This window comes from Halomonas sp. SL1 (assembly GCF_003030865.2).
Lineage (GTDB): Bacteria > Pseudomonadota > Gammaproteobacteria > Pseudomonadales > Halomonadaceae > Halomonas > Halomonas halophila.
This window is the reverse complement of sequence record NZ_PYUQ02000004.1, coordinates 167,127-193,187: the sequence shown is the minus strand read 5'-3', so window position 1 is coordinate 193,187 and position 26,061 is coordinate 167,127. Positions and strand designations below refer to the sequence as shown.

At 69.2% G+C, this 26,061-nt stretch carries 26 protein-coding genes; 21 read left to right on the top strand and 5 right to left on the bottom strand.

Translation table 11 applies throughout. The annotated features are described in order from the left end of the window. The first annotated feature begins 141 nt into the window (after positions 1–141). From rpsP to C9J49_RS01780, 9 genes are all read left to right on the top strand, one after another. Entirely contained in the window at positions 142–390 is a 249-nt protein-coding gene (gene rpsP, locus C9J49_RS01820; RefSeq protein ID WP_035592782.1) for a 30S ribosomal protein S16, read from the top strand. A 37-nt stretch (positions 391–427) separates the two neighbouring features. Continuing rightward, on the top strand, positions 428–973 hold the full coding sequence (gene rimM, locus C9J49_RS01815) for a ribosome maturation factor RimM (RefSeq protein WP_107181115.1): 546 nt from the start codon (positions 428–430) through the stop codon (positions 971–973). A gap of 17 nt (positions 974–990) precedes the next feature. Then, the gene (gene trmD / locus C9J49_RS01810) at positions 991–1,755 is read left to right on the top strand and encodes a tRNA (guanosine(37)-N1)-methyltransferase TrmD (RefSeq protein WP_035592778.1); all 765 of its coding nucleotides are present in this window, start codon (positions 991–993) and stop codon (positions 1,753–1,755) included. A gap of 153 nt (positions 1,756–1,908) precedes the next feature. Then, the gene (gene rplS / locus C9J49_RS01805) at positions 1,909–2,265 is read left to right on the top strand and encodes a 50S ribosomal protein L19 (protein WP_035592776.1); all 357 of its coding nucleotides are present in this window, start codon (positions 1,909–1,911) and stop codon (positions 2,263–2,265) included. Positions 2,266–2,376: 111 nt separating this feature from the next. Beyond that, on the top strand, positions 2,377–3,282 hold the full coding sequence (gene xerD, locus C9J49_RS01800) for a site-specific tyrosine recombinase XerD (RefSeq protein WP_246124684.1): 906 nt from the start codon (positions 2,377–2,379) through the stop codon (positions 3,280–3,282). Positions 3,283–3,285: 3 nt separating this feature from the next. Further along, complete coding sequence (locus tag C9J49_RS01795) at positions 3,286–4,026, top strand: DsbC family protein (protein ID WP_046078403.1); 741 nt, start codon at positions 3,286–3,288, stop codon at positions 4,024–4,026. A gap of 72 nt (positions 4,027–4,098) precedes the next feature. Beyond that, complete coding sequence (locus tag C9J49_RS01790; RefSeq protein WP_107181114.1) at positions 4,099–5,415, top strand: homoserine dehydrogenase; 1,317 nt, start codon at positions 4,099–4,101, stop codon at positions 5,413–5,415. Positions 5,416–5,504: 89 nt separating this feature from the next. Then, a complete protein-coding gene (thrC, locus tag C9J49_RS01785; protein ID WP_046078401.1) occupies positions 5,505–6,893 on the top strand; it encodes a threonine synthase in 1,389 nt (462 codons plus the stop codon). Between the two features lie 119 nt (positions 6,894–7,012). Next, a complete protein-coding gene (locus C9J49_RS01780) occupies positions 7,013–8,815 on the top strand; it encodes a DHH family phosphoesterase (RefSeq protein ID WP_107181113.1) in 1,803 nt (600 codons plus the stop codon). Between the two features lie 4 nt (positions 8,816–8,819). On the opposite strand, the gene C9J49_RS01775 is transcribed toward C9J49_RS01780, so the two are convergent. The 3 genes from C9J49_RS01775 to C9J49_RS01765 all read right to left on the bottom strand — a co-directional run bounded on the left by C9J49_RS01775 (position 8,820) and on the right by C9J49_RS01765 (position 12,398). After that, the gene (locus C9J49_RS01775) at positions 8,820–9,239 is read right to left on the bottom strand and encodes a VOC family protein (protein ID WP_046078399.1); all 420 of its coding nucleotides are present in this window, start codon (positions 9,237–9,239) and stop codon (positions 8,820–8,822) included. A gap of 130 nt (positions 9,240–9,369) precedes the next feature. After that, positions 9,370–11,949, bottom strand: coding sequence for a heavy metal translocating P-type ATPase (locus tag C9J49_RS01770; protein ID WP_107181112.1), 2,580 nt, complete (start codon positions 11,947–11,949; stop codon positions 9,370–9,372). Then, complete coding sequence (locus C9J49_RS01765) at positions 11,946–12,398, bottom strand: MerR family transcriptional regulator (RefSeq protein ID WP_107181111.1); 453 nt, start codon at positions 12,396–12,398, stop codon at positions 11,946–11,948. The genes C9J49_RS01770 and C9J49_RS01765 overlap by 4 nt, the downstream gene beginning before the upstream one ends. Positions 12,399–12,665: 267 nt before the next feature. Between C9J49_RS01765 and C9J49_RS01760 the strand changes: the two genes are divergently transcribed. The 8 genes from C9J49_RS01760 to rimI all read left to right on the top strand — a co-directional run bounded on the left by C9J49_RS01760 (position 12,666) and on the right by rimI (position 20,849). Further along, on the top strand, positions 12,666–14,012 hold the full coding sequence (locus C9J49_RS01760) for an OmpP1/FadL family transporter (RefSeq protein ID WP_107181110.1): 1,347 nt from the start codon (positions 12,666–12,668) through the stop codon (positions 14,010–14,012). A 187-nt stretch (positions 14,013–14,199) separates the two neighbouring features. After that, a protein-coding gene (prfB, locus tag C9J49_RS01755; RefSeq protein WP_107181109.1) for a peptide chain release factor 2 occupies positions 14,200–15,298 on the top strand; the annotation gives its coding sequence in 2 pieces (ribosomal slippage) (positions 14,200–14,274 and positions 14,276–15,298; 1,098 coding nt in all). Between the two features lie 162 nt (positions 15,299–15,460). After that, entirely contained in the window at positions 15,461–16,996 is a 1,536-nt protein-coding gene (lysS, locus tag C9J49_RS01750; RefSeq protein ID WP_035592765.1) for a lysine--tRNA ligase, read from the top strand. 340 nt (positions 16,997–17,336) lie between these two features. Then, positions 17,337–17,723 carry a hypothetical protein gene (locus C9J49_RS01745; RefSeq protein ID WP_035592764.1) on the top strand — a complete coding sequence of 129 codons (387 nt, stop codon included), beginning with the start codon at positions 17,337–17,339 and terminating at the stop codon, positions 17,721–17,723. A gap of 73 nt (positions 17,724–17,796) precedes the next feature. Next, positions 17,797–19,209 carry an MFS transporter gene (locus C9J49_RS01740; RefSeq protein WP_046078394.1) on the top strand — a complete coding sequence of 471 codons (1,413 nt, stop codon included), beginning with the start codon at positions 17,797–17,799 and terminating at the stop codon, positions 19,207–19,209. Positions 19,210–19,238: 29 nt separating this feature from the next. Then, positions 19,239–19,550 (top strand): BolA family transcriptional regulator, encoded by a 312-nt coding sequence (locus C9J49_RS01735; RefSeq protein WP_107181118.1) that lies wholly within the window; start codon positions 19,239–19,241, stop codon positions 19,548–19,550. Then, the gene (locus tag C9J49_RS01730) at positions 19,547–20,398 is read left to right on the top strand and encodes a hypothetical protein (protein WP_107181108.1); all 852 of its coding nucleotides are present in this window, start codon (positions 19,547–19,549) and stop codon (positions 20,396–20,398) included. The genes C9J49_RS01735 and C9J49_RS01730 overlap by 4 nt, the downstream gene beginning before the upstream one ends. Further along, positions 20,391–20,849, top strand: a complete 459-nt coding sequence (gene rimI, locus C9J49_RS01725) for a ribosomal protein S18-alanine N-acetyltransferase (protein ID WP_107181107.1) — start codon at positions 20,391–20,393, stop codon at positions 20,847–20,849. Before C9J49_RS01730 ends, rimI begins: the two co-directional genes overlap by 8 nt. A gap of 39 nt (positions 20,850–20,888) precedes the next feature. Here rimI and C9J49_RS01720 read toward each other — a convergent pair whose 3' ends face one another. Continuing rightward, on the bottom strand, positions 20,889–21,098 hold the full coding sequence (locus tag C9J49_RS01720; RefSeq protein WP_035592757.1) for a cell division protein ZapB: 210 nt from the start codon (positions 21,096–21,098) through the stop codon (positions 20,889–20,891). A 79-nt stretch (positions 21,099–21,177) separates the two neighbouring features. Further along, positions 21,178–21,843 carry a 16S rRNA (guanine(966)-N(2))-methyltransferase RsmD gene (gene rsmD / locus C9J49_RS01715; RefSeq protein ID WP_107181106.1) on the bottom strand — a complete coding sequence of 222 codons (666 nt, stop codon included), beginning with the start codon at positions 21,841–21,843 and terminating at the stop codon, positions 21,178–21,180. A 90-nt stretch (positions 21,844–21,933) separates the two neighbouring features. On the opposite strand from rsmD, the gene ftsY reads away from it, so the two are divergent. From ftsY to rpoH, 4 genes are all read left to right on the top strand, one after another. Continuing rightward, the gene (ftsY, locus tag C9J49_RS01710) at positions 21,934–23,355 is read left to right on the top strand and encodes a signal recognition particle-docking protein FtsY (RefSeq protein WP_107181105.1); all 1,422 of its coding nucleotides are present in this window, start codon (positions 21,934–21,936) and stop codon (positions 23,353–23,355) included. After that, entirely contained in the window at positions 23,352–24,020 is a 669-nt protein-coding gene (ftsE, locus tag C9J49_RS01705; protein WP_035592751.1) for a cell division ATP-binding protein FtsE, read from the top strand. The genes ftsY and ftsE overlap by 4 nt, the downstream gene beginning before the upstream one ends. Further along, on the top strand, positions 24,017–24,988 hold the full coding sequence (gene ftsX / locus C9J49_RS01700) for a permease-like cell division protein FtsX (RefSeq protein WP_046078389.1): 972 nt from the start codon (positions 24,017–24,019) through the stop codon (positions 24,986–24,988). Before ftsE ends, ftsX begins: the two co-directional genes overlap by 4 nt. 134 nt (positions 24,989–25,122) lie before the next feature. Next, positions 25,123–25,989: an RNA polymerase sigma factor RpoH gene (gene rpoH, locus C9J49_RS01695; RefSeq protein ID WP_106487804.1), complete on the top strand. Its 867-nt coding sequence runs from the start codon at positions 25,123–25,125 to the stop codon at positions 25,987–25,989. Positions 25,990–26,061: the final 72 nt, after the last annotated feature.

The following is a 26,061-nucleotide window of genomic DNA, read 5'->3' as shown; positions in this document are numbered from 1 at the left end:
CACTGGCAGGTCCGCGTTTTTCGCGGGCCTTCTCGTGACCGAACACCCGGCGGCGCACCCTCCGGGGTGCGGTCGATCCGATTGTCGAGGGCCTGGCCCCGACCGACAACCTCCGTAACTCAACCGAAGGACAGTCAACGCATGGTTACCATTCGTCTGGCACGTGGTGGCGCCAAGAAGCGTCCCTTCTACCACCTCACCGTGACCGATTCTCGCAAGGCCCGTGACGGCCGTTTCATCGAGCGTCTCGGCTTCTTCAACCCGGTCGCCCGCGGCCAGGAAGAGCGTCTGCGCGTCGACCTCGACCGCGTTCAGCACTGGCAGGACCAGGGCGCCCAGCTGTCCGGCCGCGTCGCCGAGCTGGTCAAGGAAGCCCGCAAGCAGGCCTGATCGGCCTGATGCCCCGAATGTCTGAGGCAGGATCGCGATGAGCGCAGGCGTCGAGCCGACACCGGCCAATGAGCACGTGGTGCTGGGCAAGTTGACCAGCCCCTACGGTGTGAAGGGCTGGCTGAAGGTGTATTCGTACACCAGCCCGATGGAAGGCATCCTCGAGTACGACGAGTGGGTGCTGCGTCATCAGGGCCGTCTCGTGCGCTATTGTCTCGTCCAGGGACGCCCGCAGGGCAAGGGCCTGGTGGCCCGCCTGGAAGGCGTCGACGGTCGAGATCAGGCCGAGGCCCTGGCTGGCGCCGAAGTGCTGCTGCCCACGGCCGAGCTGCCCGAACTCGACGGCGACGACGAGTTCTACTGGTACCAGCTGGAAGGCCTGCGGGTCGTGACCCGCGACGGCGTGACGCTGGGCCGCGTCGACTACCTCTTCGAGACCGGCGCCAATGACGTCATGGTCGTGAAGGGGCATGACGCCATCGACGATCGCGAGCGACTGCTGCCCTTCCTGCCCGACGAGGTCGTGCAGAAGGTGGATCTCGAGGCCGGCGTGATGACCGTCGACTGGGATCCGGACTTTTGAGTCGCAGCGACGCCTCCATGTGGGTCGGTGTGGTATCGCTGTTCCCCGAGATGTTCGAGGCGCTGACCCGTCAGGGCGTGACGGGCAGAGCGGTGGACAAGGGGCAGATCGCCCTGGAGTTCTGGAATCCCCGGGACTACGCCACCGACCGGCATCGCACCGTGGACGACCGCCCCTACGGCGGCGGACCGGGGATGCTGATGAAGGTCGACACCCTGCGCTCGGCCATCCACGATGCCCGCGAGCGGGCCGAGGACGCCACCGGGCAACGCCCGAAGGTGATCTATCTTTCGCCCCAGGGGCGTCAGCTGGATCAGCGCGGCGCGCAGGAGCTGGCGGAAGGCCCACCCCTGGTGGTGGTGGCCGGACGCTACGAAGGCATCGATGAACGGGTCGTTGAAGCCGACATCGATGAAGAATGGTCGATCGGCGACTATGTGCTGAGCGGCGGCGAGCTGCCGGCGATGGTGCTGATCGATGCCGCGGCAAGGCTGGTGCCTGGCGTGCTGGGCCATCAGGATTCCGCGGTCGAGGACTCCTTCAACGACGGACTGCTGGACTGTCCGCACTACACGCGCCCCGAGGTGATCGACGGGCGGCGGGTGCCGGATGTCCTGCTCAGCGGCCACCATGGCGCCATCCGGCGCTGGCGGCTCAAGCAGTCCCTGGGGCGGACCTGGCTCCGGCGACCCGACCTGCTCGAGGGCAGGACGCTGGACGCCGAGCAGCAGGCTCTGCTCAAGGAGTTCATCGAGGAGTACGTGCCGGCCGAAGGCGACTAGGCCGGGCGGAGGTGCAGGACACGCCACGAGAGGCGGTGACCTGCGTCACCAACAGGACTCCCGCGCGTCGAGGCATTCGAGCGCCGGGATCACGATTCGTCGGCCATCCACTGCCGGATCGGCGAATCATGCATGTTATCGAGGAGTTAAGTCATGAGCAGCAAGAACAAGGTGATCCAGGCGCTCGAAGCCGAGCAGATGAGCAAGGAAGTGCCGGAATTCGCCCCGGGCGACACCGTGACCGTCCAGGTCAAGGTCAAGGAAGGCAGCCGCGAGCGTCTGCAGGCCTTCGAAGGCGTCGTCATCGGCAAGCGTAACCGCGGCCTGAACTCCGCCTTCACCGTGCGCAAGATCTCCCACGGTGTCGGCGTCGAGCGGACCTTCCAGACCTACAGCCCGCTGGTCGACTCCATCAGCGTCAAGCGCCGCGGCGACGTTCGCCAGGCCAAGCTGTACTACCTCCGCGAGCGCAGCGGCAAGTCCGCCCGCATCAAGGAAAAGCTGGCCTGAGGCGACGCCTCGCCGGCCAGTGGTGACGCGGCTTGTCAGTCCGCGTGACATCGCAACCCCGTCACCGCAGTCGCGGGGCGGGGTTTCGTCGTTCAGGGGGCGAGGAACGCCATGACGACCATCGCTGACGAGGCCCTGGCGCTGATCGAGGCCTGCCTCGATGACCTGTGGCTGGGAGAGGGCGCCAGCGACAACACCCTGGCGGCCTATCGCCGTGACCTGACCGCCTGGGCGGCCTGGCTAGACGGGCGCAACGCCACGCTGCTGGCGCCAGGCGCCGAGGCCCTGCCGGCCTGGCTCGACGCCCGGCGTGACGACGGCTACAAGCTGCGCAGCAATGCCCGGCTGCTGTCGAGCCTGCGACGCTTCTACCGCTGGGCGCTGGCCGAGGGGCGCATCGACCACGACCCGATCGCCGAGGTGAAGCTGCCGCCGGCCCGGCCGTCGCTACCGGACACCCTGGAAGAGGACGAGGTGGAGCGGCTACTGGCCGCGCCGGACCTCGGCAGCGACCTGGGGCTGCGCGATCGCACCATGCTCGAGGTGCTCTATGCCGCCGGGCTGCGCGTCAGCGAGCTGGTCGGGCTGACCACCGACGCCGTCAACCTGCGCCAGGGCGTGGTGCGGGTGCGCGGCAAGGGCGACAAGGAACGCCTGGTGCCGCTCGGCGAAGAGGCGGTGGATTGGCTGTCGCGCTACCTGCGTACCGGGCGTGCGGCGCTGATGGACGACCCGTCTCGGCCGGCGCTGTTTCCCGGTCGGCGTGACGCCTGCCTGACGCGCCAGGCCTTCTGGCACCGTATCAAGGCCCATGCCCTGGTCGCCGGCATCGATCGCCCGCTGTCGCCGCACACCCTGCGCCACGCCTTCGCCACCCATCTGTTGAATCATGGGGCCAATCTGCGTGTCGTACAGCTGCTGCTCGGTCACAGCGACCTGTCGACCACGCAGATCTATACCCATGTCGCGCAGGCCCGGCTCGAGGTCCTGCACGCCGATCATCATCCCCGAGGCTGAATCATGAGACCCATCTCCCGTGTTGTCGCCGGCGGTATGCTCGCCGCTCTGTCACTCCCCGCCCTGGCCCAGGACCCGGCCATCGAGCGGCTGACCGAACGTCTCGAGGTCGACGGCCAGCAGATGCCGGTGGAGCATATCGAGGAGACCCCGCTGGCGGGTTTCTACGCGGTGCGACTGGAAACCGGCGAGCGCTTCTATACCGATGCCGATGGCGGCTACTTCCTGGTCGGCGACCTCTACGAGAACGCCGAGGGAGGGCTGGTGAACCTCTCCGAGCAGGCGCGCAACGCCGAGCGGGCCGCCCGCGTCGCGGCGATCCCTGACGAGGAGCGGGTGATCTTCCGCGGCACCGACGAGCCGAAGGCGCGGGTCACGGTGTTCACCGACACCACCTGCCCCTACTGCCGCCGCCTGCACGAGGAGGTGCCGCGCCTCAACGAGATGGGTATCGAAGTCGACTACCTGGCCTTTCCGCGCGGCGGGATGAGCTCGCCGGGGGCCCGTGAGCTGCAGCAGGTCTGGTGCGCCGACAATCCCAGCGAGGCGATGTCGACGGCCAAGCGCGAAGAGGCGCTCGAAGGCAACGCAAGCTGCGACAATCCGGTCGAGGAACAGTATCATCTGGGCATGCAGCTGGGCGTGCAGGGCACCCCGGCCATCGTGCTGCCCGACGGGCGCCTGGTGCCCGGCTACGTGCCGGCCGAACGCCTGGCGACCATGCTGGGCCTGAACGACGAATAGGCGCGCCATCGAGCGCGCGGGCCTTCGGGTCGAACATCGCTGAGACACCAAGCAGTAACGAGGGGAAAGACATTGAAACCGGTGAGAGTGGGAATCTGTGGCCTGGGCACCGTCGGCGGCGGGACCTTCAACGTACTGACGCGCAACGCCGACGAGATCGCCCGTCGGGCGGGGCGTCCGATCGTCATCGAGCAGGTGGCCTTCCGCACGCCGAACCCCGAGTGTGACGTCACCGGCATCAAGACGACCCAGGACATCTTCGAGGTCGCGGCCAATCCCGACATCGACGTCGTCGTCGAACTGATCGGCGGCTACGACGTGGCCCGCGAGCTGGTGCTGACCGCCATCGAGAACGGCAAGCACGTGGTCACCGCCAACAAGGCGCTGATCGCGGTGCACGGCAACGAGATCTTCCAGGCCGCCCACGAGAAGGGCGTGATCGTGGCCTTCGAGGCCGCGGTGGCCGGCGGCATCCCGGTAATCAAGTCGCTGCGCGAGGGTCTGGGCGCCAACCGCATCGAGTGGCTGGCCGGCATCATCAACGGCACCGGCAACTTCATCCTCACCCACATGCGCGACGAAGGCCGCGCCTTCGAGGACGTGCTGGCCGAGGCCCAGGCGCTGGGCTACGCCGAGGCCGACCCGACCTTCGACGTGGAAGGCATCGACGCCGCCCACAAGCTGACCATCCTGGCCTCCATCGCCTACGGCGTGCCGCTGCAGTTCGAGAAGGCCTACACCGAGGGCATCTCCCGGGTCACCGCCGAGGACGTCGAGCAGGCCGACAACCTGGGCTACATCATCAAGCACCTGGGCATCTCCAAGCGCACCGACGAGGGCCTGGAGCTGCGCGTGCATCCGACGCTGATTCCCAAGGAGCGGCTGCTGGCCAACGTGCACGGCGTCAAGAACGCCATCGCCGTGATGGGCGACGCCGTGGGCCCGACCCTCTACTACGGCGCCGGTGCCGGCGCCGAGCCGACCGCCTCCGCGGTGGTCGCCGACGTGCTCGACGTGGCCCGCGACATCGCCACCGACCACCACTACCGCGTGCCCTACCTGGCCTTCAGCGGCATCGGCGAGAACGCCGACCAGCCGCCGATCCTGGCCATGGAAGAGATCAGCACCGCCTACTACCTGCGTCTGCTGGCGGTCGATCGTCCCGGCGTGCTGGCTCGCGTCGCCACCATCCTCTCCGAGGAAGGCATCTCCATCGAGGCGCTGATCCAGAAGGAGGCGACCGAGGGCGAGCTGGTGCCGATCATCCTGATGACCCACCGCACCCGCGAGAAGCACATGAACGAGGCGATCCGCAAGATCGAGGCCATGGCCGACATCGCCGGTTCCGTCACTCGCATTCGCGTCGAGTCGCTGGAAGAGAATCAATAACCATCGGCCGCGTGCCTCGGGCAGCGGGCGGCGGGCAGCGATATGCCCGTAGCCCGTAGCCCGTAGCTCGAGTCCCACGGAGTGGAATGATGCGCTATATCAGTACTCGCGGGCAGGCGCCCGCGCTCTCCTTCGAGGAGGTCGTGCTCACCGGCATGGCCAGCGACGGCGGCCTCTACGTGCCCGAGACCGTCCCCCAGCTGAGCCACGAGCAGCTGGCCGACATGGCTGGCTGCTCCTACGCTGAGATCGCCTTCCGGGTGATGCAGCCCTATGTGGGCGGCGAGATCGACGACGACACCTTCCGCGAGATCGTTCGCGACGCCTACGCCACCTTCAGCCACGACGCCGTGGTGCCGCTGAACCAGCTCGATGCCAACCACTTCCTGCTCGAGCTGTTCCACGGCCCGACGCTGGCGTTCAAGGACGTGGCCCTGCAGCTGCTCGGCCGGCTGCTCGACCACTTCCTCAAGAAGCGCGGCGAGCGTGCGGTGATCATGGGCGCCACCTCCGGCGACACCGGCTCGGCCGCCATCGAGGGCTGCCGCCACTGCGACAACCTGGACATCTTCATTCTGCACCCCCACGAGCGGGTGTCCGAGGTCCAGCGTCGCCAGATGACCACCGTGCTGGCGGACAACGTGTTCAACGTCGCCATCGAGGGCAACTTCGACGACGCCCAGGCCATGGTCAAGGCCAGCTTCGCCAACCAGGACTTCCTGAACGGCACTCGGCTGGTGGCGGTGAACTCGATCAACTGGGCGCGCATCATGGCCCAGATCGTCTACTACGTGGCCTCCGCCGTGGCGCTCGGCGCGCCGCACCGCAAGGTGAGCTTCTGCGTGCCGTCGGCCAACTTCGGCAACGTCTTCGCCGGCTACATGGCCTACCGCATGGGCCTGCCGGTCGAGCGCTTCGTGATCGCCACCAACGCCAACGACATCCTGCACCGCACCCTGGCCGACAACGACTTCTCCAGGAAGGAACTGGTCGCGACCCTGGCGCCGTCCATGGACATCGTGGTGTCGTCCAACTTCGAGCGTCTGCTGTTCGAGGCCTATCAGCGTGACGGCGCGGCCGTGGCCGAACTGCTCGAGCGCTTCCAGGACGAGCCCTCGGCGCTGGCCGATGCGCCGCTGGCGCGGCTGCGCGAGATGTTCGCCAGCCACAGCATCGACGACGCCACCATCCTGGAAGTGATCCGCGAGGCCCATCACCGCACCCAGGAGATCCTCGACCCGCACACCGCCACCGGCTATCGCGCCGCCGAGCGCGAGCGCGGTGACGGCAGCGTGCCGATGGTCACCCTGGCCACCGCGCATCCCGCCAAGTTCGCCGAGGCGGTGGTCAAGGCCGGCTTCCCGGGCGTGCCGCTGCCGCCGCACATGGACGACCTGCTGGAGCGCGAGGAGCGCTACAGCGTGCTGCCGGCCGAGCTCGCCGCCGTGCAGCAGTTCGTGGCCGACAACCGGCGCTGAGTCGGTCCCGGCTCGCAGGCCGCTCCGGGGGCGCCCGTCTCCGGCGGTTCCCCGGTATCACCGTTGCCCCCATGACGCCCGGTTCGCCGGGCGTCTTGCCGTCATCTCCAGGAGTTTCCGTGGACGCTACCCCGACGCCCGTATCCGAAGACGCGTTGACGACCCGTATCCTGCCGCGCCCCCGCGACGAGGCCCTGGAGGCCCGTGCCCTGGCGGAGGGGCTGACGCCGCTGCAGGCCCGCGTGCTGGCCGGGCGTCTGTCTGGTCATGCCGGCGAGCTTGCGCCGCTGGTGTCGCCGAGCCTTCGCCACCTGGCGCACCCCGAGCGGCTCAAGGACGCGCGCCCGGCGGCCGAGCGCATCGCCCAGGCGGTGGTCGAGGGCGATCACATCGGCATCCTCACCGACTACGACGTCGATGGCATCACCTCCCACGTGGTGATCCGGCGCACCCTGAACGAGCTGTTCGGCGTGCCGGAAGACAGGCTGCACAGCCTGATCGGCCACCGCATCCACGACGGCTACGGCATCAGCCTGCCGCTGGTGGAGCGCACGCTGAAGCTCTCGCCGCGGCCGAGCCTGGTGATCACCGCCGACTGTGGCAGCAGCGACGAGCCGCGCATCGCCCGGCTCAAGGCCGCCGGCATCGACGTGGTCGTCAGCGACCACCACGCACTGCCGGTGGAGGGGCCGCCGGCCTCGGCCTTCGCCACCGTCAACCCGACCCGCGACGACTGTGACTACCCGGACCCGACCATTGCCGGCTGCATGGTCGCCTGGCTGACCATGTCGCTGGCCCGGTCGGTGCTGATCGAGTGGGGCGTGCTGGCGGCCGCCACGCCCAAGCTCTCGCCCTGGCTCTCCTACGTGGCGCTGGGCACCGTGGCCGACTGCGTGTCGCTCGGCGGCAGTGCCGCCAACCGCGCCGTGGTCACCCAGGGACTGGCGCTGATCAATCGCATGGAGGCGGCCTGCTGGCGGACCATGGCCGAACGGCTGGGCGCCGACAGCGTGCCCTTCGACGCCGAGACCCTGGCCTTCCAGATGGGCCCGCGGATCAACGCCCGCTCGCGGCTCGACGATCCCTACGCCGCGCTGCACTTCATGCTCGCGGCGGACGACGCCACGGCGGCGCGGCATCTGGAAACGCTCGACCAGGACAACCAGTCGCGCAAGGCCATCGAGGCCGACATGGCCGAGCAGGCGCGGGCACTGGCCCGGCCGCAGCTGGCCGACGACGCGCCGGCGCTGGTGGTCTATCTGGAGGACGGCCATCCCGGCGTGCAGGGCATCGTCGCCTCACGGCTGGTGCAGGCCTTCGGTCGGCCGACCCTGGTGCTGACCCCGGCCGCCCAGGCCGGCATGCTGACCGGCTCGGGGCGCTCCATCGAGGCGCTGCACCTGCGCGACGCCCTGCAGCGCACCTTTGAGCTCGCCCCCGAGGCGCTGCCGCGCTTCGGCGGCCACCGCGGCGCCGCCGGCGTCGGCGTGCCGGTGGAATCCCTCGAGGCCTTCCGCGCCGCCTTCCTGCAGGCGGTTAGCGAGCAGCTCGGGGACACCGAGCTGTTCCCGAAGGTCTTCACCGACGGCGAACTGGCACCGGCCCAGCTGAGCCTCGCCACCCTCGACGAGCTGGAGGCGCTCGGGCCCTACGGCCGCGAGTTCGACCCGCCGCTGTTCGAAGGCGAGTTCCTGGTGGAGTCGCTGCGCCCGGTGGGCGCCGAGGGCAATCACCTGATGATGGAGCTCTCGGCCGGCCCGGTGTCGACCAGGGCGATCTGGTTCCGGGCACTGACCCCGGGCGAGGTGCCGGCCTTCGGCGTCGGCGACCGGCTGCACTGCGCCTACAAGCTCAACCGCAACCGCTGGCGCGGCCGCGAATCGCTGCAGCTGATGGTCGAGCACGCCGCGGCGGTGCGTTAAGCGGTCAGTAGGTCGGCCATACCCCCGGCGTGGCCAGCTCCAGCAGGTGGCCGTCGGGGTCGCGGAAATACACGCTCTCACCGCCCCGCGGCCAGTGGGTGCGGCCCTCGATCCCGACGCCGTGCTCGCCCAGCTGGGCCTCCCAGTCGGGCAGCGCCGGCGCGGCGATGGCGAAGGCCATGTGCACCCGGCCGGCGCCGTCGTGGGGCGGGATGGTGCCCATCTCGCCGGGCAGCACCACCGTCTCGCTGGTCTCGCCGTCGAGAAACAGCAGCAGCACCGTGCCGGCGCCGGCGTCATAGGCGGTGAAGCGATGGTCGGCGTTGAAGGGGCTGAGCCCCATCACCGTCTCGAAGAAGCGCCGGGCCCGGGGCATGTCCGCCACGTAGAGGGCCGTTTCCAGCACGCCGTTGAGTTCGGGCATCGGGGATCCTCCCTTTGGCTTCATCTCTCAAGCGTAGCGCCGGCGGTCCCGGGCGTCGGTCAACGCTGGCCCCAGAACCACCAGGCGATCAGGGCGATCAGCGCCAGGCCGGCGAGATTGACGATCCAGCTCATGCGGATGCCTCCTGTTTGCCGGAAGAAGAGGTCTCGTCGGGCGCGGCGACCCCCTGGGGGCGGAACCTGCGCAGGCGACTGGCGTTGCCGACCACGGTGATCGACGAGGCCGACATGGCGGCGCCGGCGATCACCGGCGACAGCAGGCTGCCGGTCAGCGGGTAGAGCGCGCCGGCGGCGATGGGGATGCCGAGCACGTTGTAGCCGAAGGCGCCCACCAGGTTCTGCTTGATGTTGGTCAGGGTGGCGCGGCTGATGGCGATGGCGTCGGCCACGCCGTGCAGCGAGTCGCGCATCAGGGTGATGCCGGCGCTTTCGATGGCCACGTCGGTGCCCTGGCCGATGGCGAAGCCGACGTCGGCGCGGGCCAGGGCCGGGGCGTCGTTGATGCCGTCGCCGACCATGCCGACCGTCTCGCCGTTGGCTTGGCGCCGCTCGATCTCGGCGTGCTTGTCCTCGGGCAGCAGCCCGGCGCGGACCTCGTCGATGCCGACCTCGTCGGCGATGGCGCGGGCGGTGTGCGCGTTGTCGCCGGTCAGCATCACGAGGGTCAGTCCCTCGTCTCGCAGGCGCGCGACGGCGGCCTTGGCATCGGCGCGCAGCGGATCGCTGACGCCGAACAGGGCGACGAGCTCGCCGTCGACCGCCAGCTGGACCACGGTGCGCGCCTGGCCCTCCAGCGCCTCGACGCGCGCCTGGCCCGAGGCCAGATCGATGCCGGCCTCCTCGAGCAGCCGGGCGTTGCCCAGCAGCAGCGTTCGGCCGTCGGCCGTGCGGGCTCGCACGCCGCCGCCGGTCACGCTGGTGAAGTCCTGGATCTCGGCCGCTTCAGCGTTCTGCGCTTCGGCGTGGGCGAGCAGGGCGGTGGCCAGCGGGTGCTCGGAGCCGCGCTCCAGCGCCGCCACCCAGCCGAGTGCCTCCTGCTCGTCGCCCGTCAGCACCTCGGCCTCGGTGAGCCGCGGCTTGCCCTCGGTGAGGGTGCCGGTCTTGTCCACCACCAGGGTGGTGAGATGGCTGGCGGTCTGCAGCGCCTCGCCGCTTCTCACCAGTACGCCGTGCTCGGCGGCCTTGCCGACGCCGATCATGGTGGAGATCGGCGTGGCCAGGCCCAGCGCGCAGGGGCAGGCGATGATCAGCACGGTGCTGGCGGTGACCAGCATGTGCAGCACCCGCGGTTCGGCGCCGACGTTGAACCAGATCAGCGCGGTGAGCACGGCGATGATCATCACCGACGGCACGAAGATGCCGGAAATAGTGTCGGCGAGCCGGCCGATGGGCGGCCGCGAGGCCTGGGCGCGGGCCACCTGCTCGGTGATGCGGCCGAGCCGGGTGTCGGCGCCGACTCGGGTGGTCCGATAGACCAGCCCGCCCTGGCCGTTGACGGTGCCGGCGCTGACCTCGTCGCCGGCCGCCTTGGCCACCGGAGCGGGCTCGCCGGTGAGCATGGACTCGTCGAGATGGCTCTCGCCCTCGAGCACCTCGCCGTCCACCGGCAGGCGCTCGCCGGGGCGCACGCGCAGCCGGTCGCCCTCGCGTACCTCGTCGATCTCGACCTCCTGCTCCTGGCCGTCGCGGATCACCCGGGCGGTGCGGCTCTGCAGGTCGAGCAGGCGGCGCAGGGCGTCGCTGGTGCGGCCCTTGGCCTTCAGCTCCAGGGCGTTGCCCAGCAGCACCAGGCCGATCACCATCGCCGAGGCCTCGAAGTAGAGGCCGCGGGCCATTTCGGGCAGGGCCTCGGCGAAGGCCACCACCGCCATGGAGTAGAGCCAGGCGGTGCCGGTGCCCATGGCGATCAGGGTGTCCATGTTGGCCTGGTGATGGCGCAGGTTCTTCCAGGCGTTGCGGAAGAAGTGCCGGCCGGGCCCGGCCATCACCGCCAGGGTCAGCAGGCCCACTGTCAGCCAGAACCAGCGCCCGGCGCCGAGCGGCTGGGGATGGTAGACGAACATGCTGACCATCAGCGGCACGGCCAATGCCAGCGACAGGACGCTGCCGCGCAGCCGGCGGCGATACTCCTCGACGTCGCGCTCGGCCCGGACCTGCTCGGCCTGGCGCAGGTCGAGGATCGGCTCGGCGCCGTAGCCCACCGCGTCCACGGCGTCGATCAGCGCCTGGGTGTCGGCGCTGCCGCGTACCTGGGCGGTGTGGTTGCCGAGGTTGACCGTGGCCGATTCGACCCCCGGCGTGCGCTCCAGCGCCTGCTGCACGCTCTTCACGCAGCCGGCGCAGGTCATGCCGGTGATCGACAGGCGTTGAGTGGTGGCGCCGTCGCCAGCGGACGCCGCCGTCGATGTCGGCGCCGGTTCCGGCGCGGAGCCGGGGGCCGGCTCGGCATTGGTCTCGGCGTTGGCGGTCGGCTCGATGGACGACGTCTCGGCGTGATAGCCGGCGTCCGCGAGCACGCGGTCGAGCTCGGCATCGCCGAGCGAGGAGATGACCTGGAGGCGACGCTCGGCCGGTGTGCCGGTGACCTCGGCCTCGGCGTCTTCGGCCTGGATGGCCTCGCGCATGCGCTTCACGCAGCCCTGGCAGCTCATGCCGGGCACGGTGCGCTCGAGGCGTGTCGTTGTGCTCATGACGATGTCTCCTTGGGCGCCGCTTTCCTGGCGGTAGGCTCCAGCGGCTCGGGGAAGCTCTCGATCAGGCGACACAGGCTGTGGCCGTCCGGGATGCCGTCGGGCAGGTGCTCCCAGGCTGCCAGCGCTTCTTCCATGCGCTCGGCCAGGGCCTCGAGCTCGCGGATGCGGTGGCGGATCTCCGGCAGGCGCCGGGCCAGCAGATCGCGCACCAGCGGGCAGGGGGAGTCGCCGTGGTCGGACTGCTCGAGGATCTCGCGAATCTCGGCGACGCCGAAGCCCAGGGTGCGGGCGCGTTGGATGAAACGCAGCCGGCGCAGGTCGGCATCGTCGAAGAGCTGGTAGCCGTTGTCCGGGTTCCGCTCGGGTCGCAGCAGCCCCTCGCGAGTGTAGTGGCGCACGGTCTCGGCGGTGACGCCGGCCTGGCGGGCGAGTTCGCTGACCTTCATGCCTTGCGTCTCCTGATAAGGGAATACTCAGAGTGTAAAACCCTTGGGTTACACAAGGGTCAAGATGGAGGCGCAGGGCTCGGAAGGGTGGGCAGGATGAGAAGGCAAGTCATTGTTGCGCATGAAGATGAAACGAGCGTGCCACCAAAGTATTAGGAAAAATCGGATTTAAACGGTCGTTTGTCCTTGATCCTTGCGATGAGTTCTGACGACACTGTCGGGCAGCCGCGTCATCACCATAACAACAGCAACGTTAGGAGCCGCGCCATGCCCCTGCCTTTCACGTCTCGCAAGCTCGCCGCCGCCGTCGCCCTGGCCTCCGCGGCGCTCGTTTCCGCCCAGGCCTCCGCCGCGGGTTTCCAGGTGCGCGAGCAAAGCGCCAAGACCCTGGCCAACGCCTTCTCCAACACCGCCGCCGGTGCCGAGGACGTCAGCTTCATGGCCTACAACCCGGCCGCCATCGGCAATATCAACGGCAATCAGGTCGCCGGCGGGGTGGCCTATATCGATGCCACCTTCGAGCTGCACGACGCCGAGGCTTCGAACGTGGCCGGCATCCCGTACACGGCCGGCGCCTCCGGCGAGGGGGGTGAGTCCGCCTGGGTGCCGAGCTTCGCCGCCAAGACGCAGTTGAACGATCAGTGGGACCTGGGGCTAGCGATCTACTCGCCCTACGGCCTTTCTACCAAGTACGACGAGGACTGGATCGGTCGCTACCACGCCGTGGAGACCGAGCTGACGACGATCGATATCCAGCCGACGCTCAACTATCGCGCCACCGAGCGGCTCAATCTGGCCGTGGGGCTGCGTGCCCAGTACGCCGATGCGACTTTGTCCAATGCACTGGACATGGCAACGATCGGGGGGAATCCGATGGCGGCTGGGGCGGCAAATGCCATGGCTGAAGTCCAAGGAGACGACTGGGGCTATGGCTATACCCTCGGCGCCCTCTTCCAGGCTACCGAGCGGACCCGCTTCGGCGTCAGCTATCGCTCGGAGATCGATCTGACGCTCGATGGTGACGTCGATTTCAGTTCCGATAGCGCCGCCGGCCAGCAAGCGCTGGCTGGTGCCCAGTTGACGAATACTTTCACCAATGGCGGTGGCAAGGCGGAGCTGACCACGCCGGCCAACCTGAATCTGGGCGTCTATCACCAGCTGACCGATCGGCTGGCGCTGATGGCCAACGCCGAGTGGACCGAGTGGAGCAGCTTCGACGAGCTGACTGTCGAGTTCAACGACAATACGCCGGATAGCACCACCACCGAGAACTGGGACGATACCTGGGCCTTCTCGGTGGGGGCGAACTACGCGCTGACGCATCAATGGACGCTGCGCGGGGGCCTTGGCATCGACCAGACCCCGGTGCCGGATGCACGGCATCGCACCCCGCGGGTGCCGGACGCCGATCGCCGCTGGGCCTCTCTCGGTGCCACCTACCAGCCGACCGAGAACCTCGGCATCACCGCCGGCTATCTGCGCATCTTCGGCGACGACGTCGACATGGACCAGGACGCCACCCTGACCAACGAGAACGCCAGCCGCGGTAACCTGTCCGGCGAGTACGAGGTGGAAGCCGACGTCTTCGCGCTGTCGGTGGACTATCGCTTCTAGCCGCCGCCTTGTCAGACACCGCGGACGCTCCGCCTCGCGCGACCCGGCCACCGGCCGGGTCGCCGTCTTTGTGCCGCCGCGTGGGATGGCCGCTGGCGGCGCATTTCGCTACAATGCCCGTCTTTTCTCCGCCGCTGGCGCCCGGCGCCGGCGCGCGCCTCATCTCCCTTGGATTCAGGCGAACCCCATGCTGGAAACCAATCCGATCAACCACCTCATCAAGGACCTGTCTGAGCGGACAGACGTCCTGAGGGGGTATCTTTGACTATGCCGAAAAGAAAGATCGGCTAGAGGAAGTCACCCGCGAGCTCGAGGATCCCGACGTCTGGAGCGATCCGGACCATGCCCAGAAACTGGGCAAGGAACGGGCGACCCTCGAGGCCATCGTCGCCACCATCGATGAGCTGGACCAGGGGCTGGCGGACAGCCAGGACCTGCTGGAGCTGGCCGAGATGGAGGAGGACGAGGGCACCGTCGAGGAGGTCCAGCGCGAGCTGGAGAACCTCCAGGCAAGCCTCGAGAAGCTCGAGTTCCGGCGCATGTTCTCCGGCGAGATGGACGAGAACAACGCCTATCTCGATATCCAGGCGGGCTCCGGCGGCACCGAGGCCCAGGACTGGGCCAACATCCTGCTGCGCATGTACCTGCGCTGGGCCGAGCATCACGGCTTCAAGGCCGAGATCACCGAGCTCTCCGCCGGCGAGGTGGCGGGCATCAAGTCCGCCTCCGTGCATATCCAGGGCGAGTACGCCTTCGGCTGGCTGCGCACCGAGACCGGCGTTCACCGCCTGGTGCGCAAGAGCCCGTTCGACTCCGGCGGCCGCCGCCACACGTCCTTCGCCTCGGTGTTCCTGTCGCCCGAGGTGGACGACAGCTTCGAGATCGAGATCAATCCCTCGGACCTGCGTGTCGATACCTATCGTTCCAGCGGCGCCGGCGGTCAGCACGTCAACACCACCGACTCGGCGGTGCGTATCACCCACGAGCCGACCGGCATCGTGGTGGCCTGCCAGAGCCAGCGCAGCCAGCACGCCAACCGCGACTTCGCCATGAAACAGCTCAAGGCGAAGCTGTGGGAACACGAGATGGAGAAGCGCAACGCGGCCAAGCAGGCCGCCGAGGACTCCAAGGCCGACATCGGCTGGGGCAGCCAGATCCGCTCCTACGTGCTGGACGATCAGCGCATCAAGGATCTGCGCACCGGCGTGCAGTCCAGCAACTGCGACAAGGTGCTGGACGGCGATCTGGACCCGTTCATCGAGGCGAGCCTCAAACAAGGCCTATAGCCTGCTGCGCTCGCCGATACGGCGTTGCCCCTCGGCCAGAGATGCTCATTGACGACTCGTCAACTCCGCGCTCTGTCCGAGGGGCGCCTTGTCTCGGCGTCGCTCGCGCGGCTCTAGGTGAGATGTCTCTGTATTCGACACCATGATTTAACAGGTAGCGACATGGCTAACCAGGACACTTCCCAGGACGAGAACCACCTGATCGCGGAGCGCCGCGGCAAGCTGGCCGAGCGCCGCGAGCGCGCCGCCACCGACGGCGGCAGTGCCTTCCCCAATGATTTTCGTCGCGACAGCACCGCCGCCGAACTGGCCGCCGAGCTGGGCGACAAGGACAAGCCCGAGCTCGAGGCGCTGGCGCGTCCCGCGGCCGTGGCCGGGCGCATCATGCGCAAGCGCGGACCGTTCATCGTCATCCAGGACGCCAGCGGCCAGATCCAGCTCTACGTCGACAAGAAGGGCCTGCCGGCGGACGTGCTCGAGGACATCAAGGGCTGGGACATCGGCGACATCGTGGCCGGCCGCGGCCCGGTGCACAAGTCGGGCAAGGGCGACCTCTACGTGATGATGGAAGAGGCGCGCCTGCTGACCAAGAGCCTGCGCCCGCTGCCGGACAAGTTCCATGGCCTGACCGACATGGAAGCCCGCTATCGCCAGCGCTACGTGGACCTGATCATGAACCCGGATTCGCGCGAGGTCTTCCAGACCCGCGCCGGCGTGATCAGCGCCATGCGCCGCTTCTTCGAGGATCACGGCTTCATGGAAGTCGAGACCCCGATGCTGCAGCCGATCCCCGGCGGCGCCACGGCCCGGCCCTTCATCACTCACCACAACGCGCTGGACATCGACATGTACCTGCGCATCGCGCCGGAGCTGTATCTCAAGCGCCTGGTGGTGGGCGGCTTCGAGCGCGTCTTCGAGATCAACCGCAACTTCCGCAACGAGGGGCTGTCGACCCGGCACAACCCCGAGTTCACCATGGTCGAGTTCTACCAGGCCTACGCCGACTACCAGGACCTGATGGATCTGACCGAGGCCATGCTGCGCGAGGTCACCCAGCGGGTGCTAGGCAGCACCGTGGTCACCAACACCGTGCGCGACGCCGAGGGCGAGGTGCTGGAGAGCTACGAGTACGACTTCGGCCAGCCGCTGCGCCGGCTGAGCGTGTTCGACGCCATTCTCGAGTACAACCCGGACATCCATGCCGAGTCGCTGGCCGACGAGACCGCCGCGCGCCAGATCGCCGAGCGCCTGGACATCGACGTCAAGGACGGCTGGGGTCTGGGCAAGGTGCAGATCGAGATCTTCGAGAAGACCGTCGAGCATCGCCTGCAGCAGCCGACCTTCATCACCGACTATCCGACCGAGGTCAGCCCGCTGGCGCGTCGCAAGGACAGCGATCCCTTCGTCACCGAGCGCTTCGAGTTCTTCGTCGGCGGCCGCGAGATCGCCAACGGCTTCTCGGAGCTCAACGACGCCGAGGATCAGGCCGAGCGCTTCGCCGCCCAGGTGGCCGAGAAGGAGGCCGGCGACGACGAGGCCATGTACTACGACGCCGACTACGTGCGCGCGCTGGAGTACGGCCTGCCGCCGACCGCCGGCCAGGGCATCGGCATCGACCGGCTGGTGATGCTGCTGACCGACAGCGCCTCGATCCGGGATGTGCTGTTGTTCCCGGCCATGCGCCCGCAGGTGGACTGACACGGTCCGACGTTCCAAGGCTGGCACGGGGATAAGCGAACCTCCTTCTTCAGGGGTGAGGCGATAGCCGAACGGGGTGACCACGGATGGTCACCCCAGGCCCTGCAAGCGAAGCAGGATGCGACAGCGCAGCAGGAAGAAGGGAGCGCCCAGGGAAGGGTTCACAGCGTGTTCGCGTTGCCCTGTGCCAGCCGACGTCGCCGACTTGGTCTAGCTCGCTGCCTTCCGCGTGCTGGAAGACGTTTGTTTGGCCCCAGCGCAGTCAGGTTGTTTGGGAAGTGTTGGTAAGGAGCGCTCCTGGCACCCATAATGGCAGCGTTTCGACGTCGAGGAGACCGTGATGAAACTGCTCAACCGTTCCGCCCTGAGCGTCAGGCCGACCCAGCACTTCGTCGACTGGGTCAACGCCCTGGAACCCACCCTGGGTGACGACGACCTCTCGCTCGGCGACGTCGAAAGGGAAAGCACCGTCTATCTGATCCCCGAGATGGATACCCCCGAGGCCCTCGAGGCCTTCGTCCGCGAGCGCTATCTCGAGATCCTCGAGACCGAGCTGCGCGCCTGGGAAGAAGACGAGCGTCAGTGGCCCGAGACCCTCGACTGGGCGCTGTTCCAGCGCTTCCTGCACTTCGAGTACAGCTACCTGGCCGTCGACCTCGATGACGAGGCGGCCCTGGAAGTGGCCGAAGTGGACGATAATCTGCTGCTGGAAACGGACCAGGACTGATTCTGCTTCCATCCGGCAGGTAAACCTCGAGAAAACCGGCTTCGGCCGGTTTTCTTGTCAGCGACGATCACACATGAGCCGACTCTTCTCGAACCGCCCCGGCGACGATGGCCTGCCGGGTTCCGAACGCCGTCTCGCCGTGCTGGCGCTGATCCTCGGCACCACCATGGCGGTGATGGACAACTCCATGGTCAACCTGGCGCTGCCCTCCATCGCCGCCGATCTCGAGGTGGCGCCGGCCGACGCGGTGTGGGTGACCAACCTCTTCCAGGTGACCTGCGCGGCCTTCCTGCTGGTCTTCGCCGCCTTGAGCGAGCTGGTCGGCCGGCGCCGGATCTACATGGGCGGGCTGGTGCTGTTCGCCGTCGCCGCGCTGGGCTGCGCGCTGTCGCGCAGCCTGGAGGCGCTGCTGGCGTTCCGCGCCCTGCAGGGCGTGGCGGCGGCGGCGACGCTGTCGATCGGGCCCTCGCTGTATCGCGCCATCTTTCCCTCGCGGCTGCTGGGCAGTGCCCTGGGGCTGAGCTCGCTGGTGGTGGGCATCGGTTACGCCGCGGGACCCGCGCTGGGCGGTTCGATCCTCTCGGTGGCCCGCTGGCCGTGGCTGTTCGCGCTGCCGGCGCTGCCGGCGATGGGGGCGGTCGTGCTGGCCTGGCGGGCGCTGCCCAGGGAGCCGGGCCGCCGCGGCGGCTTCGACGGCTGGGGGGCGCTGCTGGCCATGGTCACGCTGGGCGGTTTCTTCGTGGCCATGGACGGCAACGGCGCCGAGCTCCCCGGTCTCGAGACGCTGGGTTGGCTTGCCCTCAGCCTGATCGCCGGCGCCGCCTTCCTGGCCCGCCAGCGCCGCGCGCCCTATCCGCTGATGGCGCTGTCGATGTTCGCCGAGCGCCGCTTCAGCCTGGCGGTGTCCTCCCAGGGGCTGGCCTTCGTCGGCCAGGGGCTGGCTTTCGTCGCCCTGTCCTTCCTCTACCAGCAGGAGATGGGCTTCTCGCCGCTGGAGACCGCCTGGCTGTTCACCCCCTGGCCGCTGACGATCATGGTGGCCGGGCCGCTCGCCGGTCGGCTGGCCGATCGTTTCAACCCCAGCCTGTTGAGCTCGGCGGGCCTGGTGCTGCTGATGATCGGCTTGGGCAGCCTGGCGATGCTCGATGCCGACGCCGAGGTGATCGACTGCCTGTGGCGCACCGCGCTGTGCGGGCTCGGCTTCGGCTTCTTTCAGCCGCCCAACAATCGCGAGCTGATGGGCAGCGTGCCGGCCGAGAAGAGCGCCAATGCCTCCGGCGTGATGAGCACCACGCGCACCGTGGGGCAGTCCCTGGGCGTGGCGCTGGTCGGCGCCTGCCTGGCCGCCGGGGCACCTGTGCAAGCGACGCTGTGGGCCGGCATGGCGGCCACCGGCCTGTCGCTGCTGGCCAGCCTCGGGCGTGTCTCGCTGGCCGGCGAGGCGCTGCGCGCCCGTCGTCGCGCCGCGGCCGAAAGCGTACAATGATCCCCGACACTCACCAGCGGAACGCCGAGATGAGCATCCAGTCGACCATCGAGCACAAGCTCCAGGCCCTCGAGCCCACCTACCTGATGGTGGAGAACGAGAGCCACATGCACCATGTGCCGCCGAATTCCGAGACCCACTTCAAGGTGACCGTGGTGTCGCCGCGTTTCGCCGGCATCATGCCGGTCAAGCGTCACCAGCAGATCTATGCGCTGCTGGCCGACGAGCTGGCCGGCCCCGTGCACGCCCTGGCGCTGCACCCTTACACCCCGGAGGAGTGGCAGGCCCGCGGCGCAGCGCGCCCGGACTCCCCGAACTGCCGGGGCGGCGGTCAGTCGTGACCACCGAGCCCCAGCGGCTGCAGTACCTGGAGGCCATGGGCCTGACGGCCTGGACGGCGCGCTACCGGCTGCCCAACGCCCGAGAGACCGAGGCCTGCGAGTGGGAGCTGCCGACGCCGGACGATGGCGCCCGGCAGGCGCCCGGCGAGCGCCTTCAGGCGTTGCTGGACGCGCCCGCGGAGGCGTCTCCTGCACCGACCGTCCCCGCGTCGCCCGCGGCGGAGGCGCCCGTGCGTCCGCCGCCGGGCGAGCGCAAGGCGCGTGCGCTGCTTGGCGGGCTGGTGCCCGAGGCGGCTCCCGAGGAGACGCCGCCGCCCGTCGCGTCGGCACCTGCCCGGGAGACTGCCGCCGACGAGTCCCGGGAAGCCCTGCGCTTCGCCCTGCAGGTGGCCTGCCTGGACGGGCGCTGGCTGGTGGTACAGCCCGGCGAGGCGTTCCCCTCGCCGCTGGCGCAGCGGCTGCTGGTCAATCTGCTGCGTGCCGCCGGTGTCACCCCGGAGCATGCGCCGGCCTTCGAACCCTTCCACTGGCCCCAGATCGAAGGCCTGGAGGTGCAGGCGCCGCTGGACGAGGCGCGCCAGGGGCTCGGGGCCTTCCTGGCCGGCCGCGCGCGTCGCGGCTGGGCGCCGGAACGGCTGCTGGTGTTCGGCGACGACGCCACCCTGACGCGGGTGCTGGCGATCGACGGCGAGCGCTCGACGGCGCTGGACCTGCCGGCCTGGCAGGGGCCGGCGCTGGAGACCCTGGGGGGAAGCGCCGAGGCCAAGCGTGATCTCTGGCCGCGGCTGCTCGACTGGCGTCGTGAGTGGAATGGTGAGGCTCAGGGCGAGGCGAAAGGCGATGCCTGAGCCTCGCCTGCGCGCGTTGGGCCTTCCCGATCTTTCGGCGCTGATCGAACTGGAGGCGAGCGGCCAGGCTCATCCCTGGTCGGCGACGCGGCTCGAGCAGGCGCTGGCGGTGGCGGAATACGCGGTGCTGGGGCTGGAAGATGCGGCAGGGCTGATCGGCCACGCGGTGGTGTCGCGTCAGCCCTTCGATGCCGAGCTCGAGAGCATTCTCATCGCACCGGAACGACGCGGCGAGGGGCTGGCGGGAAGGCTGCTGGCCGCGGTGATCGAGCGGGCGCGGGAGTGGGGCGCCGAGCGGCTGCTGCTGGAGGTCAGGGCAGGCAATGCCGCGGCGATCGCGCTGTATCGGCGGGCGGGATTCGCGGAAGACGGGCGCCGGCGCGGCTACTATCCGCCGCTGGCCGGCACCGAACGCGAGGACGCGTTGCTGATGTCTCTCCCCCTGGCCTGACGAACGACGGACCGGCCAGGGGCGGAGCGGTCCGGGACGTCAGCCGGCCTGCTGTTCGGCGGTGTTGCCGGTCTCGACATCGTCGAACTTGCCCAGCAGCGCGGACAGGCGACGTTCCCATTCCTCACGCTCCTGCTTGAGGCGAGCGTTTTCCTCGCGCAGCTCCTCGGCTTCCAGTTTCATCAATTCCAGTGCCTCGACGGCGCTGGATACCTTCTGTTCGAGCTGGTTGAAGAGTTCGATGCTCATCCGTTTCTCCTGACGATGTCGGCGGGGCGGGGCCCGTGATTGGCGTCCTGCAGCGGCAGACTAACGCCGTGGAGGGGGCTCAGCAAGCGTCGTCGTCGGGCGACGCGCCGGCCGTGTCCGGGCGGTGATAGAGCCGCCCGGTGCTGTCGCCGGCCCGCACCTCGCGATGCAGCCGCCAGCCGCTCGGCACCGCCGGCGTGAGCTCCGACTCGGTCTCCACGTAGATCCAGGCGTCCGCCGCCAGCCAACCGGCCTCGAGCGCGCGGCAGCAGGGCGCGGCGAGGCCCTGGCGGAAGGGCGGGTCGAGGAACACCAGCGAGAAGGGCGACCGTTCCTCGGCGAGCCCGGCCTCGAGATAGCCGAGCGCATCGGCGACGCTGACCTCGGCGGACGCGATGCCAAGCGTCGCCAGGTTATCGGACAGCGCCCGGGCGACCCGCGCGTCGCGCTCCACCAGCGTCGCCTCGGCGGCGCCGCGCGAGAGCGCCTCCAGGCCCAGCGCACCGGTGCCGGCGAACAGATCCAGCACCCGGGCGCCGGGCGTGGCCATGCCCAGCCAGTTGAACAGCGTCTCGCGGACGCGGTCCGGCGTGGGGCGCAGGCCCGGGCTGTCCAGCACCGGCAGCCGGCGGCGGCGATGCTCGCCGCCGATGATGCGCAGCTGCCCGGCGGGGCGGGAGGTCGCCTGCTTGCCGCGGCCGCGGGCAGGCGTCGAGGAACGGGAGGAGGGGCGTCGTCGGCTCATGGGCGCGATTGTAGCGGGCGCCTTGTCCACAGTCATGGTGCGCGATGGTAGGATGTGGCGATTCGTTCACCCGCGAGGCTGAATCCCCCCATGTTCGGTTTTTTCAAGCGCAAGAAGAAGCAGCAAGAGCAGCAGCAGGAGCCCCAGCAGGCCCCCGAGGTCGAGCAGGAGGAGGCGCCTGATGCCGCGACGGCCGAGCCGGAGGCCGAGACGCCGACCGAGGCGCAGCCCGCCCCGGCGACCGAGCCGGCACCCGTCGCCGAGCGCGACGATGAAACCGAGGCGTCCGCAGCGCCCGAGCCGGCCATTGAGCCTGAGCCGGTCGAGGAGCCCGAGACCCCTACGGCAGGCGCCGAAACCGCGCCGGTAGAGGCGCCTGAGACGCCCCGGGCAGCCGACGTCGAACCGGAAGCGTCCGAGCCCGAGACGCCCGAGGTGGCAGACGCCGAACCGCCGGCCGCGGAGCCCGAGGCCGAGCCCGCCGTCCAGTCGCCAGCCGAGCCGGAGCCCGAGCCCGCTCCGGCGCCGGGGGAGGCGCCCAGGGCCGAGGCCCGCGAGAAGCCCCAGGGCAAGAAGAAGGGCCTGTTCGCGCGCATGCGCGAGGGGTTGGGCAAGACCCGCGCCAACCTGACCGAGGGGCTCGCCGGCCTGTTCATGGGCCGCAAGCAGATCGACGACGATCTGATGGAGGAGCTCGAGACCCAGCTGCTGATGGCGGACGTGGGCATCGAGGCCACCACCGAGATCATCGACCGGCTCACCGACCGCGTCTCGCGCAAGGAGCTCAAGGACCCCGAGGCGCTGTACAAGGCCCTGCAGGAGGAGCTGGCGACCCTGCTCGAGGGCGTCACTGGGCCGCTCGAGCTGCCGCCCAAGGGCGAGGGGCCGTTCGTGATCCTGGTGGTCGGCGTCAACGGTGTCGGCAAGACCACCACCATCGGCAAGCTGACCCAGCGCTTCCAGCGCGAGGGCCGCAGCGTGATGCTGGCCGCCGGCGATACCTTCCGCGCCGCCGCCGTGGAGCAGCTCAAGGTCTGGGGCGAACGCAACGACGTGCCGGTGGTGGCGCAGCACACCGGCGCCGACAGCGCCTCGGTGGTCTACGATGCCCTGGCCGCGGCCCGCGCCCGCGGCGTCGACGTGCTGATCGCCGACACCGCCGGCCGGCTGCACAACAAGGCGCACCTGATGGAGGAGCTCAAGAAGGTGCGTCGGGTGATGGGCAAGCTCGACCAGCAGGCGCCCCATGAGGTGATGCTGGTGCTGGATGCCGGCACCGGTCAGAACGCGTTGTCCCAGGCGTCCACCTTCAACGAGGCGGTGCCGGTCTCCGGCATCACCCTGACCAAGCTCGATGGCACCGCCAAGGGCGGCGTCATCTTCGCCCTGGCCCAGCAGCTGGGCACGCCGATCCGCTTCATCGGCGTCGGCGAGACCCTGGACGATCTGCGTCCCTTCCATGCCCGGGAGTTCGTCGACGCCCTGTTCGACCGCGACGACGCCTCGGCATGATCGCCTTCGAGCACGTCGGCAAGCGCTACGGCGGGCGCTTCGAGGCGCTCGCCAATCTCGACTTCCGCGTGCGCCGCGGCGAGATGGTGTTTCTCACCGGCCACTCCGGGGCCGGCAAGAGCTCGCTGCTGCGGCTGCTGATGCGCCTGGAGCGGCCCAGCCGCGGGCGCATCCTGGTCGCCGGTCATGACATCGACCGCCTGCATCACAGCCAGGTGCCGTTCTACCGGCGCCAGATCGGCGTGGTGTTCCAGGATCACCAGCTGTTGTTCGACCGCTCGATCTATCACAACGTGGCGCTGCCGCTGGAGATCCAGGGCGCCGAGCCGAGGGAGGCGGCGCGGCGGGTGCGCGCCGCGCTGGACAAGGTGGGGCTGCTGCACCGCGAGAAGGCGCTGCCGATCGAGCTTTCCGGCGGCGAGCAGCAGCGCGTGGGCATCGCCCGGGCGGTGGTCAACAAGCCCTCCCTGCTGCTGGCCGACGAGCCCACCGGCAACCTGGATCCCCAGCTTTCGGCGGACATCATGCGCCTGTTCGAGGATTTCCACCGCATCGGCACCACGGTGATGATCGCCAGCCACGATCTGGCGCTGATCGCCCGGCTGCGCCACCGTACCCTGCGCCTCCACGAAGGGCGTCTGGTGGCCGACGAGGAGGCCTCATGAGCCGAGAGACGCCTGCCCGCCGTGGCGCCCGTGCCCAGCGTCCGTCCTCCGGCGGCCGCTGGCGCAGCTGGCTGCGCCACCACCGGGCCATGGCGCTGGACAGTGCCCGTCGGCTGCTGCGCCACTCGCTGAGCAGCCTGCTGACCATGCTCGCCATCGCCATCGCCCTGGTGCTGCCCGCGGGGCTGTGGCTGACCCTGGACGGGGCACGACTGCTCGATGCCGAGCTCGACGAGAGTGCGACCGTCACCGTTTACCTGGAGGATCGCGTCGGGGACGCCGAGGCGGGGCGCATCGTCGAGGCCCTCGCCGCCCACGATGGCGTGGCCGGCACGCGCCTGATCACCGCCGCCGAGGGCATGGCCGAATTCCAGCAGGCGCTGGGGCTGGAGGATGCCCTGGCGCGGCTGCCGGGCAATCCGCTGCCGGCCAGCGTGGTGATTCGCCCCGACGACCCCGCGCCGGCGGCGGTGAAGCGCCTGGCCGGCGACCTGGAGGAGGTGGCCGGGGTCGAGGAGGTGCGCCTGGACCTGGCCTGGCTGGAGCGCCTCGGTCGCCTGGCCGAGCTGGGCCGCCGGGTCGGGCTGGGGCTCGCCGTGCTGTTCGGCCTCGGGGTGCTGCTGGTGGTCGGCAACACCGTTCGCCTGGCGGTGGAGAATCGACGCCAGGAGATCGAGGTGGTGACCCTGATCGGCGCCACCCATGCCTTCGTGCGCCGTCCCTTCCTCTACAGCGGGGCCTGGTATGGCCTGGGCGGCGGCCTGCTCGCCTGCGGGCTCTTGACCCTCGGCGGCAACTGGCTGGCGGCGCCGATTTCCGCCCTGGCGGCCAGCTACGGCGCGACGTTCACGCTGCCGGGGCTCGGCTTCACGGGGTCGGCAACCCTGCTCGGCTGTAGTACACTGTTGGGCTGGCTGGGCGCCTGGATCGCCGTGAGTCGCCACCTGGCTCAGATCCGGCCCCGCTAGCGACGCATTTGCGAATCGGGAATACTGCCGGAACCAAATCGGTAAGCCGCTATCCAATGCGGCGACTCAGGTTCCCAGTACGGGTTTCCATACAAGGGATTCCACACACGGGCTTCAACGGAGACATTTTGCACATGAGCACCAGTCTTCTGCCGGTGGGCCACCTTTCCCCGGGCCACGACCTCAACGGCTACATCCAGGCGGTGAACGGCATCCCCATGCTGACCGTCGACGAGGAGCGTGACCTGGCCTTCCGTCTGCACGACGAGGGCGACCTCGAGGCGGCGCGCCGTCTGGTGATGTCGCATCTGCGCTTCGTCGTACACATCGCGCGCAGCTATTCCGGCTATGGCCTGGCTCAGGCCGACCTGATCCAGGAAGGCAACGTCGGCCTGATGAAGGCGGTCAAGCGTTTCGATCCGCGCCAGGGCGTGCGTCTGGTGTCCTTCGCCGTACACTGGATCAAGGCCGAGATTCACGAGTTCGTGCTGCGCAACTGGCGGATCGTCAAGATCGCCACCACCAAGGCGCAGCGCAAGCTGTTCTTCAACCTGCGCAGCGCCAAGAAGCGCCTGGCCTGGCTGAACACCGACGAGGTCGAGGCCATTGCCAAGGATCTCGACGTCAAGCCCGAGGTCGTGCGCGAGATGGAGGGGCGCTTGTCCGCCCACGACGCCGGCTTCGATGCCGCGCCGGGCGAGGACGAGGAGACCGCCTACCAGGCGCCGGTCCACTATCTGGACGACGCCAGCCAGGATCCGGCGACCCAGCTCGAGGACAGCGACTGGGAGGCCGACGCCACCCGCCGCCTGCAGATGGCGCTGGAGGGGCTCGACGAGCGCTCCCGCGACATCCTCCAGCAGCGCTGGCTGAGCGACGACAAGTCGACCCTTCACGAGCTGGCCGACGTCTATGGCGTATCCGCCGAGCGCATCCGTCAGCTCGAGAAGAACGCCATGAAGAAGATCAAACAGCAGATCGGCGAGACCCTGGCGGCCTGACGGTACGGGCCGCCGCGCCGCACGAAGAAAACCCCGAAGGCTGGTGCCTTCGGGGTTTTTTGTTGCCGGTTC

Coding starts and splice junctions, on each gene's coding strand:
- rpsP (WP_035592782.1), top strand. CDS start 142: ATGGTTACCATTCGTCTGGCACGTGGTGGCGCCAAGAAGCGTCCCTTC.
- rimM (WP_107181115.1), top strand. CDS start 428: ATGAGCGCAGGCGTCGAGCCGACACCGGCCAATGAGCACGTGGTGCTG.
- trmD (WP_035592778.1), top strand. CDS start 991: ATGTGGGTCGGTGTGGTATCGCTGTTCCCCGAGATGTTCGAGGCGCTG.
- rplS (WP_035592776.1), top strand. CDS start 1,909: ATGAGCAGCAAGAACAAGGTGATCCAGGCGCTCGAAGCCGAGCAGATG.
- xerD (WP_246124684.1), top strand. CDS start 2,377: ATGACGACCATCGCTGACGAGGCCCTGGCGCTGATCGAGGCCTGCCTC.
- C9J49_RS01795 (WP_046078403.1), top strand. CDS start 3,286: ATGAGACCCATCTCCCGTGTTGTCGCCGGCGGTATGCTCGCCGCTCTG.
- thrC (WP_046078401.1), top strand. CDS start 5,505: ATGCGCTATATCAGTACTCGCGGGCAGGCGCCCGCGCTCTCCTTCGAG.
- C9J49_RS01775 (WP_046078399.1), bottom strand. CDS start 9,239: ATGCCCGAACTCAACGGCGTGCTGGAAACGGCCCTCTACGTGGCGGAC.
- C9J49_RS01770 (WP_107181112.1), bottom strand. CDS start 11,949: ATGAGCACAACGACACGCCTCGAGCGCACCGTGCCCGGCATGAGCTGC.
- C9J49_RS01765 (WP_107181111.1), bottom strand. CDS start 12,398: ATGAAGGTCAGCGAACTCGCCCGCCAGGCCGGCGTCACCGCCGAGACC.
- C9J49_RS01760 (WP_107181110.1), top strand. CDS start 12,666: ATGCCCCTGCCTTTCACGTCTCGCAAGCTCGCCGCCGCCGTCGCCCTG.
- lysS (WP_035592765.1), top strand. CDS start 15,461: ATGGCTAACCAGGACACTTCCCAGGACGAGAACCACCTGATCGCGGAG.
- C9J49_RS01745 (WP_035592764.1), top strand. CDS start 17,337: ATGAAACTGCTCAACCGTTCCGCCCTGAGCGTCAGGCCGACCCAGCAC.
- C9J49_RS01740 (WP_046078394.1), top strand. CDS start 17,797: ATGAGCCGACTCTTCTCGAACCGCCCCGGCGACGATGGCCTGCCGGGT.
- C9J49_RS01735 (WP_107181118.1), top strand. CDS start 19,239: ATGAGCATCCAGTCGACCATCGAGCACAAGCTCCAGGCCCTCGAGCCC.
- rimI (WP_107181107.1), top strand. CDS start 20,391: ATGCCTGAGCCTCGCCTGCGCGCGTTGGGCCTTCCCGATCTTTCGGCG.
- C9J49_RS01720 (WP_035592757.1), bottom strand. CDS start 21,098: ATGAGCATCGAACTCTTCAACCAGCTCGAACAGAAGGTATCCAGCGCC.
- rsmD (WP_107181106.1), bottom strand. CDS start 21,843: ATGAGCCGACGACGCCCCTCCTCCCGTTCCTCGACGCCTGCCCGCGGC.
- ftsY (WP_107181105.1), top strand. CDS start 21,934: ATGTTCGGTTTTTTCAAGCGCAAGAAGAAGCAGCAAGAGCAGCAGCAG.
- ftsE (WP_035592751.1), top strand. CDS start 23,352: ATGATCGCCTTCGAGCACGTCGGCAAGCGCTACGGCGGGCGCTTCGAG.
- ftsX (WP_046078389.1), top strand. CDS start 24,017: ATGAGCCGAGAGACGCCTGCCCGCCGTGGCGCCCGTGCCCAGCGTCCG.
- rpoH (WP_106487804.1), top strand. CDS start 25,123: ATGAGCACCAGTCTTCTGCCGGTGGGCCACCTTTCCCCGGGCCACGAC.